The sequence below is a fragment of the Oceanobacillus jordanicus genome, assembly GCF_022095695.1.
In the GTDB taxonomy this organism is placed as follows: domain Bacteria; phylum Bacillota; class Bacilli; order Bacillales; family Amphibacillaceae; genus Oceanobacillus_B; species Oceanobacillus_B jordanicus.
Window position 1 is genome coordinate 65,064 of record NZ_JAIFZM010000014.1, and the last position, 19,935, is coordinate 84,998.

Below are 19,935 nucleotides of genomic sequence, written 5' to 3' on the forward strand. Positions count from 1 at the left end.
AAGTAGTGAAAATTTCAATATTATTAATTACAATTGCAATAGCATTTTTAATCACCGTCCTTTTATCTCCGATATTTATTCCATTTTTAAGAAGATTAAAGTTTGGACAAAGCATTAGAGAAGAAGGGCCAAAATCTCATCTCAAGAAAACAGGTACACCAACAATGGGTGGTCTTATGATTGTCTTTAGTGTTGTGATCACATCCATCATTATGGCATTAAAAGCAGGTGCTGAAGGGATCGGTTATGAACTTTGGCTCTTAATTTTTGTTCTGCTTGGCTATGGACTACTCGGATTTTTGGATGACTTTATTAAGGTAGCAATGAAGCGTAACCTTGGCTTAACATCAAAACAAAAAATGGCTGGTCAAATAATAATCGCACTTGTTTTTTATTTTATTTTACAGAGTCAGGGCTTTGATACATATATTCAAATCCCAGGCACCTCATTACAGTTTGAACTAGGGTGGGGCTATGCCATTCTTATAATTGTCATGTTAGTGGGCGCTTCAAACGCTGTAAACTTAACAGACGGTTTAGATGGTTTGTTGGCTGGAACTGCTGCCATTGCGTTTGGAGCATTTGGTATTTTAGCATGGTACGGGTTCCCGCAAAATGAGGTTGCAATATTCTCGTTAGCAGTCGTCGGGGCGTTACTCGGTTTTCTAGTGTTTAACGCTCATCCCGCTAAAGTATTTATGGGAGACACTGGATCCTTAGCTCTAGGTGGGGCAATTGCTGCTATCGCAATTTTAACTAAACTGGAAATAATTCTTGTTATTATTGGCGGGGTTTTTGTCATTGAAACACTCTCAGTCATAATTCAAGTAATTTCCTTTAAAACGACTGGTAAAAGAGTGTTCAAAATGAGTCCATTGCATCACCACTATGAATTACTCGGATGGTCTGAGTGGCGAGTAGTTACGACTTTCTGGCTTGTCGGGCTTGTTTTTGCCGCGCTTGGTATATATATAGAGGTGGGATTAAATTGAAGCAGCTAACCGATTTTCCATATTCTAATGTATTGGTGCTTGGTTTAGCCAGGAGTGGAACGGCAGCTGCCAATGTACTACTTGAAAATAGTAAAAACGTCCGGATTAATGATATGAATGCAAGAGAAGACGACGAAACGGTTGAAGAGCTTAAGTCTAAAGGTGCTGAGGTGATATTAGGAACACACCCCCTTCATGTCCTTGATGGGGTAGATATCATTGTAAAAAACCCGGGGATCCCTTATGATAACATCATTTTGGCAGAAGCGATGAAGAGAGACATACCTATCATTACCGAAATTGAGCTTGCTGGACAATTAGCAGATGGGGAAATCATTGCGATAACTGGTTCAAATGGGAAAACCACTACCACAACATTAACAACTGAAATGCTTTCAGAAAGTAATTTAGCTGTTAAAGTAGCAGGTAATATCGGGTTGGTTGCTACGGAAATCGCTCAGACCGTCGAAAGTGACGAGTCACTTGTCTTAGAGCTCTCTTCTTTTCAATTACTCGGGATTCAACGATTTAAACCGAGTATTGCCGTGGTTCTTAATATTTTTGAGGCACACCTTGATTATCATAAAACGATGGAAAACTACATGGAGGCAAAATTTAATATATTTCGGAATCAAACGGAAACCGATTATCTCGTTTATAATGCCGATGATACTAAAATTGTAACGGCAGTTGAAAATGCTCCTTCTCTAAAGGTACCTTTCTCTGTTACACAGCGCCTTTCTAACGGTGCTTGGATGGACCAAGACTATTTGTATTTCCGTGAAGAGAAAGTTGTGCCAGTGGCCGATATTGTGCTTGTCGGGGAGCATAACCTGGAGAATATTTTAGCGGCTATTGCAGCTGCAAAGTTACGCGGTGCTACAAATGAAGGAATTCACAAGGTGCTTACCACTTTTTCAGGTGTTAAACATCGTCTGCAATTCGTAGATAACATCAAACAAAGGCTGTTTTATAATGACTCTAAAGCAACGAACATGTTGGCAACACAAAAAGCACTCTCATCCTTCAAGCAGCCTGTTATTCTGTTAGCAGGGGGGCTTGATAGAGGGAATGATTTTCAAGCGCTTTTGCCATATTTAAAAAATGTAAAAGGGTTGGTCGTCTTCGGACAAACCGCTGAAAAACTGAAAAAGCTGGGCGAACAGGCAGACATTACGAATATCGTATTTGCTGAGGATGTAGAGGATGCAGTTGTAAAAGCATACCAGGTTTCAGCAGAAGAAGATGTCATTTTATTATCACCAGCATGTGCAAGCTGGGATCAATATAGAACCTTTGAAGAAAGAGGTGACATGTTTATACAAGCCGTGCATAGACTGAAATAGGGGGCTTGTCTTAAACAGTCAAATTTAATCAACTAAATTGGTAGATAACACCCCCGGTCTCATATAAGTAGAAGGGGTGTTTTTTGTTGAGAAAAATGATAAAGGATTCAAACGCACCTGATTATATACTGATTGCTGTGGTACTTGGTTTATTAACAGCTGGAATTGTTATGGTGTATAGTTCTTCGTACGTATGGGCAGATTATAAGTTTGATGACTCTATGTATTACTTAAAAAGACAGTTATTATTTGCTGGTGCTGGTATCGTTGCAATGATCGTCACGACACTTGTACCTTATGGAACTTGGAAAAAGTATGCCAAAATCATACTTATCACATGTTTTGTTCTTTTGTTACTCGTTCTAATCCCTGGGGTAGGAATGGTAAGAGGAGGAGCGCAAAGTTGGATCGGTGTTGGAGCATTTAGCATCCAGCCATCTGAGTTTATGAAATTAGGATTAATTATATTTCTGGCAGCCTATCTCGCATCAAACCAAAAATACATTACCTCATTTAAAAAAGGCTTTTTTCCTTCTATCATGCTTATTTTTACGGCATTTGGACTTATCATGCTGCAGCCTGATCTTGGGACAGGAATGGTGCTAGTGCTCACGTGTATGGTGATGGTTTTTGTGGCAGGGGCAAGGCTTTGGCATTTTTTCGGACTAGCTGGGCTTGGTGTGTTAGGGTTTGTCGCATTGATTGCATCTGCTCCGTATCGAATTAGTAGAATAACCGCTTTCTTGAATCCCTGGGAAGATCCTTTAGGTGATGGCTTTCAGATTATACAGTCTTTATATGCTATTGGCCCAGGAGGTTTAATGGGGTTAGGTTTGGGGGAAAGTCTTCAGAAGTACTTTTATCTACCAGAACCGCAAACCGACTTTATTTTTGCAATACTAGGAGAGGAATTAGGTTTTATTGGCGGAAGTGCCGTCATTGGTTTGTTTCTCCTATTGCTTTGGCGAGGTATTAAAATAGCACTTGATGCACCAGATGCATTTGCCCGCTTCTTAGCACTTGGTATTATTTCTATGCTTGCCATTCAGGCAATGATTAATATTAGTGTGGTAATTGGTTTAATTCCTGTTACAGGAATCACGCTACCTTTCCTTAGCTATGGTGGTTCTTCCTTAACTTTAACCTTATGCTCGGTTGGAGTACTATTGAATATTAGTAGATATTCAAAAATCTAAGTTAGTATACAGGGGGATTTAAAACTGGTAAAAATTAATAGGTGATTAATCTTAAAAACTTGATAAACTATGATTGTATACTACATTTCCATAAGGAACTTGTGATATAATTCATGTAACAGGAAACATTGGCTATTTCTAGTCGAAACTCTTTGTTAATTTTTTATAAAGGAAGAAATGGAGATGAGCCAAAAGAAGATTGTTTCAATCGAGGATCGAATCCCAAAACTGAAACAGGCAAGAAAAAAGAAAGCGAATCGTCGTTTAGTATTCTACCTTTCTATTTTTTTCTTATTAATTTCAATTATTGCTTATTTACAATCACCTTTGAGTGATGTAAAAACAATAACGATTAAAGGTAATACATTTTTATCCGATAATGAAATAGAGGAATTAAGTGGTCTCACAACAAATACGAATATCTGGAGCCTTAACAAAAAAGAAATTCGCGCAGAAATAGCAGCAAATCCCATTGTTGATTCAGTAGAGGTCTCCAGACAGCTCCCGCGAACTGTGGAAATAGAGATAAAAGAATTAAGTCGGGTAGGGTATGCCACCCAAGATAGTAACTACTATCCTGTGTTAGGAAACGGCACAGTGCTAAAAGATGCTGGTCAAAAACTTTCTAACGGGGACGCACCATTATTGCTCGATTTCAAGGAAGAAGAATATTTACATAGGATGACAGCAGAGCTTGAGAAGTTACCAACTAGTATTCTGAAATTAATTTCGGAAATTTATTGGGTGCCAACTGACGAGAATAAGAATAAAATTATGCTCTATATGAATGATGGCTTTATGGTAGATGGTACGATTAGGGACTTCGCGGAAAAAATGAGTGTGTATCCGTCCATTGTTTCCCAGCTTGAAGAGGGAAACAAGGGGATTATTCATATTGGAGTTGGAGCTTACTTTGAGGCGTTTACCGATTCTGAGAGTCAAGAGAACTCCGAAGAGGGTAGTGAGGATGCTACAGATTAACTTTACTCGATTTATATTTGCAGTCATATAACGAGTCTGGTAAACGAAATATATATAGTAAGTGTCTGGATTTGTTAAAATACAATAAAAAGTAGCAGAAAAATAAAGGAATCAGCTATTTCTTGTGGAATTACCTATAATATATTTCTTTTTCTAGGATATTACTTTAAAATGATATGTTATCAGATAGAATTATAGAATACTTAAACAAAACACAAAGATGAAGTTTGCTGAATTTAGGGGGTGCCTTACTTTTGAACAACAGTGATATATTAGTTAGCCTTGATATAGGTACTACAAAAATCAAAGTAATAATTGGAGAAGTATTAAATGATTCATTAAACATTATAGGAGTAGGGTCTGCAAAGTCTAATGGTATGAAAAAAGGCGCAATAGTAGACATTGATCAGACAGTTCAATCAATACGCAATGCTGTTGAGCAGGCCGAACGGATGGTTGGGATGCAGATTGACCGTGTAGTCGTGGGGATTAATGGCAATCACATTCAGTTACAGCCATGTCACGGTGTTGTTGCAGTGCAAAGTGAAGACAGAGAAATTGGGGATGAGGATATTAACCGTGTAATTGATGGTGCACAGGTTGTGTCCATTCCACCAGAAAGAGAAATTATTGATGTTATTCCCAAACAGTTTATTGTTGACGGTCTTGATGAAATAACAGACCCAAGGGGAATGATTGGTGTGCGACTGGAAATGGAAGGTACTATTATTACCTGTTCTAAAACCGTACTCCACAATATTTTAAAATGTGTAGAACGGGCTAATCTGCAAGTAGCGGATATTTGCCTCCAGCCATTAGCTGCTGGAACTGTCGCCTTATCAAAAGATGAAAAGAATATGGGTGTTGCGCTTATTAACATTGGCGGCGGATGTTCTACCGTATCTGTATTCGAAAATGATCATCTTGCAGCAACGAGTGTCATTCCCTTGGGAGGAGATAATATTACGAAAGATCTCTCCATTGGGATGCGGACAACTTCCGAGGAAGCGGAGGACGTAAAGCGTAATTATGGACATGCTTTTTATAATAATGCCCAGGAAGACGAAACGTTTGAGGTATCTGTAATTGGAAGTAATTCGAAACAAACGTACAACCAGTTGCAAATCTCTGATATGATCGAAGCAAGGCTGGAAGAAATCTATGCCTTTGCGGAACGTGAGATTAGAAAAATGGGATATGGCGAATTGCCTGGTGGGTTTGTCTTAACAGGTGGGACAATGGCTATGCCTGGCGTATTAGAGTTGGCACAGGATATGTTCCATACAAGTGTACGAATAGCTATACCTGATTACATAGGTGTTCGGGAACCGCAATTCACTGCAGGAGTAGGAATCTTGCAATTTGCATACCGAAATGCGAAAATACAGGGAAAAGAGTTATTTCCTTCTGTTATTGTGCCTGAACAAGATCAAAGGCCAAAAAGAACTAAAAAACAAACTCAATATAATGAACCAAAAGAAAAAAAGAAAAAGGATTCCAGCATAGCAAACTTGTTTAAGAATTTCTTTGATTAATGTGCTAGTTTTGTAGAGCATTAATGTTAAATTCGATGATCGCTTCATGAAGACTAGATGAAACGAACCCTTACATATAGGGAAAGTGAGCTTCTGGGACGCTTGTAATTTGCATATAGGAGGAACGGAATATGTTAGAGTTTGATACAAATATGGAAGAGTTAGCAACAATAAAAGTAATCGGCGTCGGCGGTGGCGGTAACAATGCTGTAAACCGAATGATTGAGCATGGAGTTGAAGGTGTAGAATTTATCGCTGTAAACACTGATGCACAAGCGTTAAATCTATCAAAAGCAGAAGTGAAAATACAGATTGGCGGCAAACTGACACGTGGACTTGGTGCAGGCGCTAACCCGGAAGTAGGGAAAAAAGCAGCTGAAGAAAGCAAAGAACAGTTAGAGGAAGTGCTACAGGGCGCTGACATGATCTTCGTAACTGCCGGAATGGGTGGCGGTACCGGAACAGGAGCTGCACCTGTCATAGCACAAATTGCGAAAGACCTTGGTGCGTTAACTGTCGGTGTTGTAACACGTCCATTTTCTTTTGAAGGGAGAAGACGTTCGACTCAGGCAATATCTGGTATCGAAGCACTAAAATCAAGTGTCGATACGCTTATCGTGATTCCAAATGATCGTTTGCTAGAAATAGTTGATAAAAACACACCAATGCTTGAAGCCTTCCGAGAGGCGGATAATGTATTACGCCAAGGTGTTCAAGGTATTTCTGATCTAATTGCAAAACCTGGATTGATCAACGTAGACTTCGCCGATGTAAAGACTATTATGTTTGATAAAGGTTCTGCTCTTATGGGTATTGGCGTAGCTACAGGAGAAACACGTGCTACTGAAGCCGCTAAAAAGGCAATCTCTTCACCATTGCTTGAAACTTCAATTGATGGTGCACATGGTATTTTAATGAACATTACTGGTGGAACGAACTTGAGTTTGTATGAGGTGCAAGAAGCTGCTGATCTAGTTACTTCTGCAGCAGATAATGAGGTTAATGTGATTTTTGGTTCAGTAATTAATGAAGACCTTAAAGATGAAATTGTTGTAACAGTTATTGCAACCGGTTTTGATGAGGCTGTCCAAAAAGCAGAAAAGCAACCTAAACAACAAACACAACGTCCAGTAATCAATCACAACCAGCATGCAGCTACGCGTGCGAACGAGGAAGCACCAACGAGAGAAACCTCACAACCACGAGCTAATAAACAAGAGGATGAAACATTGGATATTCCTACTTTCTTAAGAAATAGAAACCGTAATCGCTAAATTCGATTAACATAAAAAAAGATGAACCCTGTTCCAATCAGGGTTCATCTTTTTTTATGGTTCTAAACTAGATAGAATAATAGGATTTAGATTATTGGCACGTTCACCTCCGCGAGTAGAGAATAGCGAGAGTTTCCTCACTTACTTTTTCATCTGCCTCCTACTAACGTATGTTTGCCTGACATATTCCTCGATAACTAGTTGAAATTAGCCCCTTTACGCATACAAGAAGTGACAGACTTTGCTCTGCTGCTTCGGTATACTTTCATTACTATCTAAATACTCCTACCAACCATGCTTTTATTTACTCTCCAGATGACAGGATATCCGAAAGGAAGAGCTGCTTTGATCATTTATTTGGACGCTGTCTGGATGCTAAACTTTTTACTCGATGCGATGCTACTTCTATTAACTCAAGCTCTAGGCAGAGAAGTAACAAAGAAATGGAGAATCATATGTGGAGCATTTATTGCCTCTCTTCTGGTGCCGATTACCTTTTATTTTCCTGAATCTTTTTTTGTGGGAGTGGTTGGAAAGGTGCTGTATTCCATTTTTATTATATGGAGTGCCTTCGGGTTTAAGTCCATTTATCGTACGTTGAAATTACTGCTGATTTTCTATTTTTCTACCTTTTCTATAGGGGGTGGGTTACTAGCTGTTCACTTTCTCATTCAAAATCCTGTATCACTATCTGGAAGCAGTGTCCTTACCTTTAATGGAGGATTTGGAGACCCTGTCAGCTGGATGTTCGTCGTTGTTGGGTTCCCGATAATATGGTGGTTTACTAAGAATCGAATGGACAAGCACGCAACGGAAAAGATTCGCTATGATCAACTCTGTATGGTAACTATTCAGTTGAATAACGCTACTTATTCTACACAGGGGTACATTGATAGTGGTAATCAATTGACAGATCCAATCACAAAAAAGCCTGTGGTCATCTGTGATGAAAGCTTTCTCAAAAATTGGTTTACAGAAAAAGACTGGCAGTTATTAAAAGCTTCGTATGAAGGTCTAAATTTTGAACAACTCCCCGGTGATTGGGAACGTTTTATCCAGATTGTGCCATATCAAGGGGTGCAAGGTAAAAGTGAATTTCTTTTTACAGTAAGGCCGGAAAAGTTAATGGTTTATTACGGTGAACAAAAATTAGTTACGTCAAACGTGTTAATCGGTATTCAGTTTGGGGAGTTGGTAAAGGATGGAAGTTACCATTGTCTGTTGCAACCACAAATTATAAAACTAGCAGCTATTAGTTCTGCATAAAAAGGAGAGATTTAGATTGAAATCTGTTAAACTTCGTCTTCGTCTGTGGTGGTATAAGCTACTCATTAAATTAGGGATTAAATCGGATGAAATCTATTATATTGGTGGAAGTGAAGCATTGCCGCCACCCCTTTCCAAACAAGAGGAACAAGAGCTTCTTATTCTACTTCCTAAAGGGGATAAGTCAGCAAGAGCAGTCTTAATAGAGCGTAATCTTCGTCTTGTTGTGTATATCGCTCGCAAATTTGAAAACACTGGAATTAATATAGAGGACTTAATTAGCATTGGAACAATTGGCCTAATAAAAGCTGTTAATACATTTAACCCTGAAAAACAAATCAAATTAGCTACGTATGCTTCCAGGTGTATTGAAAATGAAATACTAATGTATCTTAGAAGAAATAATAAGCTTAAATCGGAAATATCCTTCGATGAGCCGCTCAACATTGATTGGGATGGAAATGAGCTTCTTTTATCAGACGTTTTAGGAACAGATGATGATATTATTACCAAAAATCTAGAATCCAATGTAGATAAGAGCCTTCTAAAAAGTGCTCTTTCACAATTAAATGATCGAGAAAAGCAAATTATGGAATTGCGTTTCGGCCTAATTGGTCAGGAAGAAAAAACGCAAAAGGATGTAGCTGATATGTTAGGAATTTCACAGTCTTATATTTCAAGACTGGAGAAAAAAATAATTCGTCGATTAAAAAAAGAATTTAATAAAATGGTCTAGCCTTATCACTCTAAGATTTAAGAGCATTTTACACCATGCATGTCACTGACCGTACTGCATAAAAAGCTTTCCAGGTGGAGAAACTGTCCTTGAACAGCATCGCCATCTGGGAGGGTTGAACTAAAGTGACTAGACATAAAGTTGAAATATGTGGTGTTGATACATCGAAATTGCCCGTACTAAAAAACGATGAAATGCGTAAATTATTTGTTAGAATGCAGCAAGAAGATGACATTTCTGCGAGAGAACAATTGGTAAATGGGAATTTACGACTTGTTTTAAGTGTTATTCAGCGGTTTAATAATCGCGGTGAATTTGTCGATGATTTGTTTCAGGTCGGCTGCATTGGCTTAATGAAATCCATTGATAACTTTGATTTATCACATAATGTAAGATTTTCGACGTATGCTGTGCCAATGATCATTGGAGAAATTAGGAGGTATCTCAGGGATAATAATCCAATCAGGGTATCCAGATCTTTACGAGATATTGCATACAAAGCACTACAGGTTAGAGAAAAATTAATTAATAAAACATCTAAAGAACCAACACCTATGGAGATAGCGGAAGAGATGGGTGTTCCTCATTCTGATATCGTATTCGCCATGGATGCTATTCAAGACCCTGTATCTCTATTTGAGCCAATTTATAATGACGGTGGGGATCCAATATTTGTGATGGATCAAATTAGTGACGAAAAGGACAAAGATTCAACGTGGCTTGATAAACTGTCATTAAAAGAAGGTATGCATCAGCTTAATGCACGGGAAAAAATGATATTGAATAAGCGCTTTTTCCAAGGAAAAACACAAATGGAAGTTGCAGATGAAATTGGTATTTCGCAGGCGCAAGTATCTCGGCTCGAGAAAGCAGCCATTAAACAAATGAATAAACAGATGTTTGAATAAAGAAATATGGTTGGATTATGAGCTCAACTGAAGATCCGAACTATGCTAAAGCCTAAAACTTTAGTATATGTTCGGATTTTTTATGGTTATAAAATCTCATCTTAAAAAGTGCATGTAATCCCATACCAATCTTACATTCATTGTCTTCTATTTTTAATTCTCTATTATTGCAATTTACATGAAAATGTTTAGATGTATTGCATATATTTAAAGTAATTGGGGGGATTGAAAATGATGAAGTTATCAGAGTTGCAGGTAAAAGAAGTTATTATTGTTGACGATGGTAAGAGACTTGGACATATAACAGATCTTGAAATTGATACGGATAGAGGTAAGATTGTAGCGATTGTGCTGACGATTAAAGATAAAAAGAGTGGTTTTTTTGGGAAAGCAGATGAGTTGGTTATCCATTGGGAACAAATTGTAAGGATCGGCTCTGACGTGATTTTGGTGAAAAACGTTGGAGAACCTAAACTCTATTCAGGGCATTTTATTACAGGCCATAACGGTTGAAACCGATTTAAATGTGGTAAAATGGTTCAAGAACATGGGGAGGTTAAGACATGAGTGAACCATTTATCACAAAACATAGGTCCTATTTACGTATTGAAAAATGGGAAAAGCTGTCACCGTCATTGACAGTTGGGTTTTCAACAAAAATAGGAGGGGTTAGTAAACCGCCTTTTCAACATTTAAATATGGGTTTACACGTTCAGGATGACTACCAAGATGTTATAGAAAATAGAGAAAAACTAGCAGAGGAGCTTTCTTTTCCCTTTTCAAGCTGGGTAGTGGGAGAACAAGTCCATGATATAAACATTAAAACAGTCACAAAACAGGATGCTGGAAGTGGTGCAAGTAATTATGACACCTCTATCTCCAATATAGATGGGATGGTGACAAGAGAGAAGGGGGTACTGTGTTCTGCCTTTTTTGCAGATTGTGTCCCATTGTTTTTCTTTGATCCCAAACAGAATATTATAGGGGTTGCTCATGCCGGGTGGAGAGGATCTGTACATGGGATTGGTCAACAAATGGTCGAAAGGTTTTGTAGTCTTGGCTCGAATCCTTCCGATTTGCAAGCTGTAATCGGTCCATGTATCTCCAAAAAGCATTATGAAGTGGACGAGCAGGTGATAACCCATATACCGAAGCCATTCCATTCGAATAGTGTAACTGTAAAACAAAATGGTCGCTTTAACCTTGATTTAAAACAACTAAATAAGGATATTCTTTTACAATCTGGGGTATTACGTAATAATATAGGTGTAACAAATTACTGCACCTATGAGGACAGCGAGCTGTTTTTCTCTCATCGGAGGGATAATGGGAAAACGGGGAGAATGCTTGGTTTTATTGGTTTTTCTGATTAGCTCAGGCGAAGGAGGAGAAGGGTTAGCATGCAAGTCGCAACAAATCTTAAAGAAATTAATCGTAGAATAGAAGATGCTTGTAAAAATAGTAATCGCTCAGTAAAGGATATCACCCTAATTGGGGTGACGAAATATGTTACAATAGAACGAACCGAGGAAGCAATTAAAGCTGGTGTATGCGATCTAGGGGAAAACCGTCTTGAGGGATTTAGGGAAAAATACGATTACTTTAAGGGGACAGATGTTAAATGGCATTTTATCGGAACCCTACAGTCAAGAAAAGTTAAAGATGTTATCCATCAAGTTGATGTGATCCACTCATTAGACAGGATTTCTCTTGCTAAAGAGATTAATAAGCGTACCGAAAAAAAGATAGATTGTTTTATTCAAGTGAATGTAAGCAAAGAACAATCCAAGCATGGAATATTGCCAGAAGAGGTGCTTCCGTTTATTGAAAAGTTGCGTGAGTATGAAAATATTCGAGTAATTGGCTTAATGACGATGGCGCCACATACGGAAGACGAGACTGTGCTTCGTCAGGTCTTCAAAAGACTTGCATCCCTAAAAGCAGAAGTACAAGAGAAGCATTATAAATCAGCGCCTTGTGCGTATTTGTCAATGGGAATGAGCAACGACTATGAGGTGGCAATTGAAGAAGGAGCTACCCATATCCGAATCGGAACCAAATTAGTGGGGTGAAAAAGATGAGTATAAAAAACAAGTTAAAAAATTATTTTACCATGGATGAAGAATATGAGTATGAATATGTGGAAGTTCCAAATGATGAGCAAGCAGAACCTGAACAAAAAGAGACTCAGCAGGGAAAGAAGCAAAATGTTGTCAGCCTAACCAGTATGCAGCAAGCTTCCTCAAAGGTAGTACTGTGTGAGCCTAGAACCTATAATGAAGCACAAGAGATTGCTGACAATATTATGAACCGACGCGCCGTCGTTATTAATTTGCAACGAGTGGATCATCAGCAGGCAAAACGAATTGTTGATTTTTTAAGTGGTACTGTATATGCTCTAAATGGAGATATACAAAAGCTTGGGGCAGAGACTTTTCTCTGTACACCGGATAATGTAAATGTTTCTGGAACAATTTCAGAGGCACTTTCAGAAAATGATTTTGAAAAGGGATGGTAGATAGATGTTTCAATTATTTCAGTTATTAGATACAGCGCTTTATGTTTATAGTTTAGCGTTAATTGTTTATATTTTTATGTCTTGGTTTCCTGGTGCAAGAGAATCGAGTATTGGAAGCTTTTTGACTAAAATTTGTGAGCCATATTTAGAACAGTTTCGGAAATTCATCCCACCTATCGGCATGATTGATTTATCTCCAATCGTAGGGATATTTGTCATTCATTTAGCGAGAATGGGATTATGGGAATTTTACAAGATATTATTCTAGGATGGTACATATGGACATATATCAGCATTTTAGAAAAGATGAACAACCCTTTATTGATAAGGTGATATCTTGGAAGGAGCAGGTTGAGAGGAACTTTCAACCAAGGCTTACCGATTTTCTTGATCCTAGAGAACAGCAGATTGTGAAAATGCTTATTGGTGGTGAGTCTTCGGATATAAAGCTTTCTTTTGAAGGTGGTACTGCTGAGGCTGAAAGGAAGCGTGCTGTTCTTGCTCCCTATTATGATGAAATAAGCATAGAAGATTTTCAGCTGACCTTATACCAAGCAACATATCAAAGTAAATTTATTACTGTAGAACATCGAGACGTAATGGGGGCGTTTTTGTCGCTAGGAATCAAGAGACAGAAATTCGGTGATATCACTGTTAAGAATGGCATTTTGCAAATTGTTTTGGGGGATGAAATAGCCCCATTTGTAAGAGCGAATTTAAATATGATTAAAAAAGCCAAAGTAACACTTGAAGAAAAACCTTTATCTGAAGGATTGGCATCAGAACAGCAGTGGGATTTTTCCGATAAAACTGTTTCTTCTTTACGGTTAGATACGGTACTAAAAGAGATTTACCATCTATCCAGAAAGGATGCGACTGCTTACATAACAAAACAGCAAGTGAAAGTGAATTATAAAGTAGTTGAAGACGGGAAGTACGGTCTTCAAGAAGGTGACTTATTGTCCTTAAGAGGGAAGGGAAGAAGTAAACTTGCTGCTGTTAATGGAACAACGAAAAAAGATAAGTTGAAAATAACCATTGCTGTGCTAAAATAAAATCATACCCTTGCAGGAATACAACGATTTTTGTCGAAATTAAGATGGACAGGCATTATGGACAGGCATTAATGAAAAATTGTTATTATTTATTATTTTTACAGATGGAATGCTATTACTTTAAAGGAGGTGGCCAATGTGCCATTAACGCCACTAGATATTCATAATAAGGAATTTACAAGAAAGTTTAAAGGATATGATGAAGACGAGGTCAATGAATTTCTTGATCAGGTGATAAAAGATTATGAGATTGTGATCAGAGATAAAAAGGACCTTGCTGAAAAAGTAGAGCAACTGACAGAAAGACTCGGACATTTTACGAATATTGAAGAAACACTTAATAAGTCTATTCTGATTGCGCAAGAAACTGCAGAAGAACTTAAAGGGAATGCGACGAAAGAATCGAAGCTAATCATTAAAGAAGCAGAAAAAAATGCAGATCGTATTATTAACGAAGCATTAAGTAAATCGAGACGTATCTCAATGGACGTAGAAGAACTTAAAAAACAGGCTAAAGTTTTCCGTACACGCTTGAAAATGCTTGTTGAAGCCCAATTAGATATGATCGGGACAGATGATTGGGAACAGCTTTTTGACGCTGAAATTGGAGAAGAACTTGAATTAGCGGAAAATGAATCTTAAATCTTGACGGCGGCACATTTTTTACATATAATTCATAGACATAAACAAAGTGAATTGTAGGACAATGATATAGGTAGACGTTGACGGAGACAGTATAGAAGGATCCTCTGATTATAGCGAACTGGAATATGGTGTGAGCCCAGTACAGAAACTTCTAGAACATCACTCCCGAGTATTCATTGCGAACAAAGAGTAGTAATGAACGGTTTATCCTCGTTACGGATATCGAGTGAATTTAAAATCGCTATGGTTTTAAGTTTATAAGGGTGGTACCGCGAGTCTTCTCGTCCCTTTTGGGATTTGAGGGCTTTTTTTATTTCATTGAAACAGGAGGAGCATTTATGGATTATAAGGATACGTTATTAATGCCAAAGACAGAATTTCCGATGCGTGGAAATTTACCAAATAAAGAACCAAAACGCCAAGAGGAATGGGAAGAGAAGGATATCTATCAAAAAAGCCTTCAACGCTCTAAAGGAAAACCTTTGTTTGTGTTGCATGATGGACCTCCGTATGCAAATGGAGATATCCATATTGGGCATGCGCTTAATAAGATTTTAAAGGATTTTATCACGCGTTATAAATCCATGACAGGTTACTATGCCCCATATGTACCAGGTTGGGATACACACGGCCTGCCAATTGAAACAGCTCTAACAAAGAAAAAGAAGGTAAAACGTAAAGAACTTAGCATTGCGGAATTTAGACAGCTATGTGCTGACTATGCTTTAGGTCAAGTTGATAGCCAGCGTACACAGTTCAAACAGCTAGGTGTTAGAGGAGATTGGGATAACCCTTATATTACCTTAACAAAGGATTATGAAGCCGCCCAAATTAAAGTTTTTGGTGAAATGGCCAAAAAAGGATATATTTATAAAGGCCTTAAGCCTGTTTATTGGTCTCCTTCCTCCGAGTCTGCACTTGCTGAAGCGGAAATTGAGTATCATGACAAGCGGTCTGCTTCTATTTACGTAGGATTTGAAGTGAAGGATGGTAAAGACCTACTTGATGGTGGAGAGAAAATTATTATTTGGACAACTACACCATGGACCATGCCGGCAAACTTAGGGATTAGTGTACATCCTGAATTAGAATATGTCGTCGTAGCGGCAAATAATGAAAAATTTGTTCTTGCTCAAGCCCTAGTGGAGTCGGTAGCAGAGACACTAGAGTGGGAAAACTACGAAGTCATAAAAACATTTAAAGGGCAAGAAGCAGATCGTATTGTTGCCAAACATCCTTTCTATGATAGAGATTCGCTTGTAATGCTAGGCGATCATGTCACAACTGATGCAGGTACAGGTTGTGTTCATACCGCTCCAGGACACGGGGAAGACGACTTTTATGTTTCTCGTAGCTATGGCATTGATGCATTATGTCCAGTAGATGAGAAAGGCGTATTTACCAATGAAGCACCAGGTTTTGAAGGTCTTTTCTATGATGAAGCGAATAAAGTTATCACAGAAAAGTTAGAGGAAGTCGGAGCACTATTGAAACTTAGCTTTATAACACACTCTTATCCACATGATTGGAGAACAAAAAAACCGACCATTTTCCGTGCTACAGCCCAATGGTTTGCGTCTATTAAAGATTTCCGCCAGAACATTTTGGATGAGATTAAAGAAGTGAACTGGTATCCTAACTGGGGAGAAACACGCCTTTACAACATGGTCCGTGATCGTGAAGATTGGTGTATTTCTCGTCAACGTACTTGGGGAGTACCTATCCCAGTATTTTACGCAGAGGATAACACTCCAATTGTTACGGATGAAACAATTCAGCATGTTTCGGACCTTTTTAAAGAACATGGATCGAATATATGGTTTGAATGGGATGCGAAAGATTTATTGCCGGATGGGTTTACGTCTGAAAATAGTCCGAAAGGTGTGTTCACCAAAGAGACAGATATCATGGATGTTTGGTTCGACTCAGGTTCATCCCATGAAGGAGTTTTAGAAGAACGTGATGACCTTCAACGTCCAGCAGATGTCTATCTAGAAGGTAGTGACCAATATCGTGGTTGGTTTAACTCTTCCCTATCTACTGCTGTAGCTGTGACTGGCAAATCGCCATATAAAACGGTCATCAGCCATGGATTTGTATTGGATGGTAATGGAAGGAAAATGAGTAAATCACTTGGTAATGTTATGGTCCCATCTAAGGTCCAGAAACAACTTGGTTCCGATATTTTAAGACTATGGGTGTCTTCAGTTGATTATCAAGCAGATGTTCGTATCTCAAATGATATTTTGAAGCAAATCTCTGAAGCTTACCGTAAGATCCGTAATACATTCCGCTTTATGTTAGCAAATCTTTCTGACTTTAATCCAGAAACAGATCGTGTTGCCCATAGTGATTTGGAAGAAGTGGATCAATATATGCTTCAACGCTTGCAACGTTTGTTGAAAGATGTAAGAGCAAATTATGAGAACTATGAGTTTTCTCCAATCTTCCACCAAATTCATAATTTCTGTGCAGTTGATCTAAGCTCTTTCTATCTGGATTTTGCAAAAGATGTCTTATATATTGAGTCTAGAGAAAATCACCGTCGTAGAAGCATTCAGACAGGATATTATGAGATTTTGACAACGCTGGTTAAGCTACTTACACCAATTATTCCGCATACCGCAGACGAGGTTTGGGAGTATATTCCAGGCACAAATGAGGAAAGTGTTCAGCTGACAGATATTCCAGAGGTAACAGATAATCAATTAGCTGAGCTATCCGAGAAATGGGATCACTTTATGAGAGTTAGAGATGATGTGTTAAAAGCATTAGAGGAAGCGCGGAATGATAAAGTAATTGGAAAATCGCTTGAGGCGAAGATCATCATTGTTCCAAAAGATCAGGAGACAAAAGATGTATTAGAAGCACTGGCTCCACTACATCAGTACTTAATTGTTTCTGAAGCAGCCGTGCAAGAAAATGCAGAGAATACGAAAGCCTATAAATATGTGGATGTTGCTGTTGAAGCCCATCCTGGTGAAAAATGTGAACGTTGCTGGGTAGCGTCCGAAACAGTGGGCGAGGACAAGGAACATCCGACCCTTTGCACACGTTGTGCGGATGTGGTTAAGGAACATTATACTGCATAGGTTTTTCAATACTCCTCTTAGTACTAAGGGGAGTATTTTTTTGAGATAAGAAAGTATAATATGTTATGCCTTAAATTATGGGCCAGGAAAAGCCGGGTCATCGTTGCAGTTAAACCAGTTCGGGCTATTTTAGTTGGCATTCCTTAGATCGAGTGCTTGCGCTTTTGTGCATGAGTACTGAATTGAAAATTTCTTCATTTACGTTTAAGATAATAAGGACACATATTGGAGAATCGGAGGAACAAGAATGTACATATACTATATTATTTCGCTCATCGTGATCGGAATAGACCAATTTACTAAATGGCTGGTTGTTAAAAATATGGATTACGGTGAAGAAATAACGATTATCGATCAGTTTTTTTCGCTAACCTCCCATCGAAATACAGGGGCTGCATGGGGCATATTAGAGGGTCAAATGATTTTCTTTTATATTATAACGCTTGTTGTTGTAATTGGCATTATCGTATACATGCAACGTTACGCAAAGGGAAATCGTGGGTTGGCAATCGCGTTAAGTCTTCTTCTGGGTGGGGCAATTGGGAATTTTATTGATCGATTGTTTCGTAAGGAAGTTGTCGATTTTTTTGATTTTGTTATCTTTGGTTATGATTTCCCGATATTTAATATAGCTGACTCGGCTCTTGTAGTTGGTGTGTTTTGCATTATTATTGCTACAATAATGGATGAGTTAAAGAAAGGAAAAGGTAAAAAATGAGTTTATTTCAACATGAGGTAATAGCTTCTGAAGCAAGTACACGATTGGACAAGCTGCTTTCAGAAATTAATCCGGATAGCTCCAGGTCCCAAGTCCAGTCATGGATTAGCAAGGGACTTGTTAAAGTCAATGGCCAAGAGTCAAAGGCGAACTACAAGTGTCAAGAAGGAGATATGCTCGATTGGTCTATACCAGAGCCTGAGGCATTAAAGATCCTTCCAGAAAACATACCATTGGATATTGTGTATGAAGATCAAGATTTATTAGTAGTGAATAAGGAGAAGGGCATGGTTGTTCACCCTTCAGCAGGGCATCAAACAGGAACAATGGTGAACGCACTTCTTTACCATTGTCAGGACCTTTCCGGTATAAATGGTGTAGAGAGACCAGGGATCGTTCATCGAATCGATAAGGATACTAGTGGTCTCCTTGTAGTTGCTAAAAATGATCTTGCCCATAGAAATTTATCAGAACAAATGTCTGAAAAGACAATTGAACGTAAATATGAAGCGCTCGTCCATGGGGAAATTCCTCATGAAACAGGTATGGTTGATGCTCCAATTGGAAGAGACCCTAAGGATAGGCAAAAAATGGCTGTGGTGGACAATGGAAAATCCGCGATTACGCATTTTCAAGTATTAAAAAGCTATCCAGATTATACACGGATCGAATGCCAGCTGGAGACAGGAAGAACGCATCAAATTCGCGTACACATGAGATATATTGGCTACCCTCTTGTAGGGGATCCCAAATATGGTCCAAGAAAAACATTGGATGCAAACGGCCAAGTGTTGCATGCTAAATCGCTTGCGTTTACTCATCCTAAAACAGGTGAGTGGCTAAAATTCGAAGCGCCTTTACCGACCTACTTTGCAGATGTAATAGACTATATTGAGAAAATGTATTGACATGAACGGCGAACTTTGTAATAATGAACCAAATGAATAGTTGACCCTTTAAAATAGTCCAGTGAGGCTTAAAAGGATTCGGTTGTAACAATGACATTCTGAACTGTGTCCCTTTTTCCTCATGGAGAAAGGGATTTTTCTATGGTTGGAGTGTTTAACATGAAGAAAAAAACTGAAATCCTAGATCAGGCGGCAATTAACCGAGCCATTACTAGAATTGCACATGAAATTTTAGAGAAAAACAAAGGTGGAGAAGAGCTCGTGCTCATTGGGGTAAAAACCCGTGGCGTTCCTCTTACTCAACGATTGCAGGAGAAAATTCTCCAAATAGAAAACATTACCGTACCTACTGGTGAACTGGATATTACACTTTATCGTGATGATCTTGATAAAGTAAGCGAAGATGAAGAGCCACAGCTTAAGGGGACGAATATTTCTGTAGATCTTTCAGGAAAAAGAGTTATTCTCCTTGACGATGTGCTATACACAGGGAGAACAGTTCGTGCAGCAATGGACGCTGTGATGGACACAGGAAGACCCTCACAAATTCAGTTAGCCGTCCTTATTGATAGAGGGCACCGTGAGCTGCCGATCCGGGCAGACTATGTAGGCAAGAACATCCCTACTTCGGAAAAAGAAGTAATCACAGTAGAGTTACAAGAAACGGATGGTCAAGACCTTGTAACCATTTACGAAAAATAGCAGGAGGATCCTGCTTTTATAAAACCTTTAAACAGATACAGAGAGATCTGCAAGGTTGCCTTA

Annotated in this window: 20 protein-coding genes and 1 other annotated feature; all 20 genes read left to right on the forward strand. The window is 38.6% G+C overall.

All coding sequences use genetic code 11. From position 1 onward, the window contains the following. The first annotated feature begins 5 nt into the window (after nt 1–5). Nucleotides 6–992 (forward strand): phospho-N-acetylmuramoyl-pentapeptide-transferase, encoded by a 987-nt coding sequence (gene mraY, locus K3T81_RS15220; RefSeq protein ID WP_106896580.1) that lies wholly within the window; start codon nt 6–8, stop codon nt 990–992. Further along, entirely contained in the window at nt 989–2,338 is a 1,350-nt protein-coding gene (gene murD / locus K3T81_RS15225) for a UDP-N-acetylmuramoyl-L-alanine--D-glutamate ligase (RefSeq protein WP_238020872.1), read from the forward strand. Before mraY ends, murD begins: the two co-directional genes overlap by 4 nt. A gap of 95 nt (nt 2,339–2,433) precedes the next feature. Beyond that, complete coding sequence (gene spoVE / locus K3T81_RS15230; protein WP_106898511.1) at nt 2,434–3,534, forward strand: stage V sporulation protein E; 1,101 nt, start codon at nt 2,434–2,436, stop codon at nt 3,532–3,534. A gap of 183 nt (nt 3,535–3,717) precedes the next feature. Next, nucleotides 3,718–4,515, forward strand: a complete 798-nt coding sequence (locus K3T81_RS15235) for a cell division protein FtsQ/DivIB (RefSeq protein WP_238020874.1) — start codon at nt 3,718–3,720, stop codon at nt 4,513–4,515. Nucleotides 4,516–4,769: 254 nt separating this feature from the next. Next, nucleotides 4,770–6,050, forward strand: a complete 1,281-nt coding sequence (gene ftsA / locus K3T81_RS15240) for a cell division protein FtsA (RefSeq protein WP_106896583.1) — start codon at nt 4,770–4,772, stop codon at nt 6,048–6,050. Between the two features lie 131 nt (nt 6,051–6,181). Then, entirely contained in the window at nt 6,182–7,324 is a 1,143-nt protein-coding gene (gene ftsZ / locus K3T81_RS15245; protein ID WP_036573236.1) for a cell division protein FtsZ, read from the forward strand. A gap of 345 nt (nt 7,325–7,669) precedes the next feature. Then, nucleotides 7,670–8,590, forward strand: coding sequence for a sigma-E processing peptidase SpoIIGA (spoIIGA, locus tag K3T81_RS15250; protein WP_106896584.1), 921 nt, complete (start codon nt 7,670–7,672; stop codon nt 8,588–8,590). Nucleotides 8,591–8,606: 16 nt separating this feature from the next. Continuing rightward, nucleotides 8,607–9,326 (forward strand): RNA polymerase sporulation sigma factor SigE, encoded by a 720-nt coding sequence (gene sigE / locus K3T81_RS15255; protein WP_106896585.1) that lies wholly within the window; start codon nt 8,607–8,609, stop codon nt 9,324–9,326. A 125-nt stretch (nt 9,327–9,451) separates the two neighbouring features. Beyond that, entirely contained in the window at nt 9,452–10,234 is a 783-nt protein-coding gene (gene sigG, locus K3T81_RS15260) for an RNA polymerase sporulation sigma factor SigG (protein WP_036573231.1), read from the forward strand. A gap of 231 nt (nt 10,235–10,465) precedes the next feature. Then, nucleotides 10,466–10,747: a YlmC/YmxH family sporulation protein gene (locus K3T81_RS15265; RefSeq protein ID WP_036573228.1), complete on the forward strand. Its 282-nt coding sequence runs from the start codon at nt 10,466–10,468 to the stop codon at nt 10,745–10,747. A gap of 50 nt (nt 10,748–10,797) precedes the next feature. Next, nucleotides 10,798–11,607, forward strand: coding sequence for a peptidoglycan editing factor PgeF (pgeF, locus tag K3T81_RS15270; RefSeq protein WP_238020881.1), 810 nt, complete (start codon nt 10,798–10,800; stop codon nt 11,605–11,607). A gap of 27 nt (nt 11,608–11,634) precedes the next feature. Continuing rightward, complete coding sequence (locus K3T81_RS15275; protein ID WP_238020883.1) at nt 11,635–12,306, forward strand: YggS family pyridoxal phosphate-dependent enzyme; 672 nt, start codon at nt 11,635–11,637, stop codon at nt 12,304–12,306. 5 nt (nt 12,307–12,311) lie between these two features. Continuing rightward, a complete protein-coding gene (locus K3T81_RS15280) occupies nt 12,312–12,752 on the forward strand; it encodes a cell division protein SepF (protein WP_036573219.1) in 441 nt (146 codons plus the stop codon). A 4-nt stretch (nt 12,753–12,756) separates the two neighbouring features. Beyond that, the gene (locus K3T81_RS15285) at nt 12,757–13,020 is read left to right on the forward strand and encodes a YggT family protein (protein ID WP_036573217.1); all 264 of its coding nucleotides are present in this window, start codon (nt 12,757–12,759) and stop codon (nt 13,018–13,020) included. A gap of 10 nt (nt 13,021–13,030) precedes the next feature. After that, nucleotides 13,031–13,807: a YlmH family RNA-binding protein gene (locus K3T81_RS15290; RefSeq protein ID WP_238020884.1), complete on the forward strand. Its 777-nt coding sequence runs from the start codon at nt 13,031–13,033 to the stop codon at nt 13,805–13,807. 138 nt (nt 13,808–13,945) lie between these two features. Continuing rightward, complete coding sequence (locus tag K3T81_RS15295; RefSeq protein ID WP_036573211.1) at nt 13,946–14,449, forward strand: DivIVA domain-containing protein; 504 nt, start codon at nt 13,946–13,948, stop codon at nt 14,447–14,449. Nucleotides 14,450–14,520: 71 nt separating this feature from the next. Continuing rightward, nucleotides 14,521–14,744, forward strand: a binding site (T-box leader). A 46-nt stretch (nt 14,745–14,790) separates the two neighbouring features. Beyond that, a complete protein-coding gene (ileS, locus tag K3T81_RS15300; RefSeq protein WP_238020890.1) occupies nt 14,791–17,544 on the forward strand; it encodes an isoleucine--tRNA ligase in 2,754 nt (917 codons plus the stop codon). Between the two features lie 247 nt (nt 17,545–17,791). Continuing rightward, nucleotides 17,792–18,262: a signal peptidase II gene (gene lspA, locus K3T81_RS15305; RefSeq protein ID WP_106896591.1), complete on the forward strand. Its 471-nt coding sequence runs from the start codon at nt 17,792–17,794 to the stop codon at nt 18,260–18,262. Further along, complete coding sequence (locus K3T81_RS15310) at nt 18,259–19,170, forward strand: RluA family pseudouridine synthase (protein ID WP_238020892.1); 912 nt, start codon at nt 18,259–18,261, stop codon at nt 19,168–19,170. The genes lspA and K3T81_RS15310 overlap by 4 nt, the downstream gene beginning before the upstream one ends. 159 nt (nt 19,171–19,329) lie before the next feature. After that, nucleotides 19,330–19,872: a bifunctional pyr operon transcriptional regulator/uracil phosphoribosyltransferase PyrR gene (gene pyrR / locus K3T81_RS15315; protein ID WP_106896593.1), complete on the forward strand. Its 543-nt coding sequence runs from the start codon at nt 19,330–19,332 to the stop codon at nt 19,870–19,872. Nucleotides 19,873–19,935 lie beyond the last annotated feature (63 nt).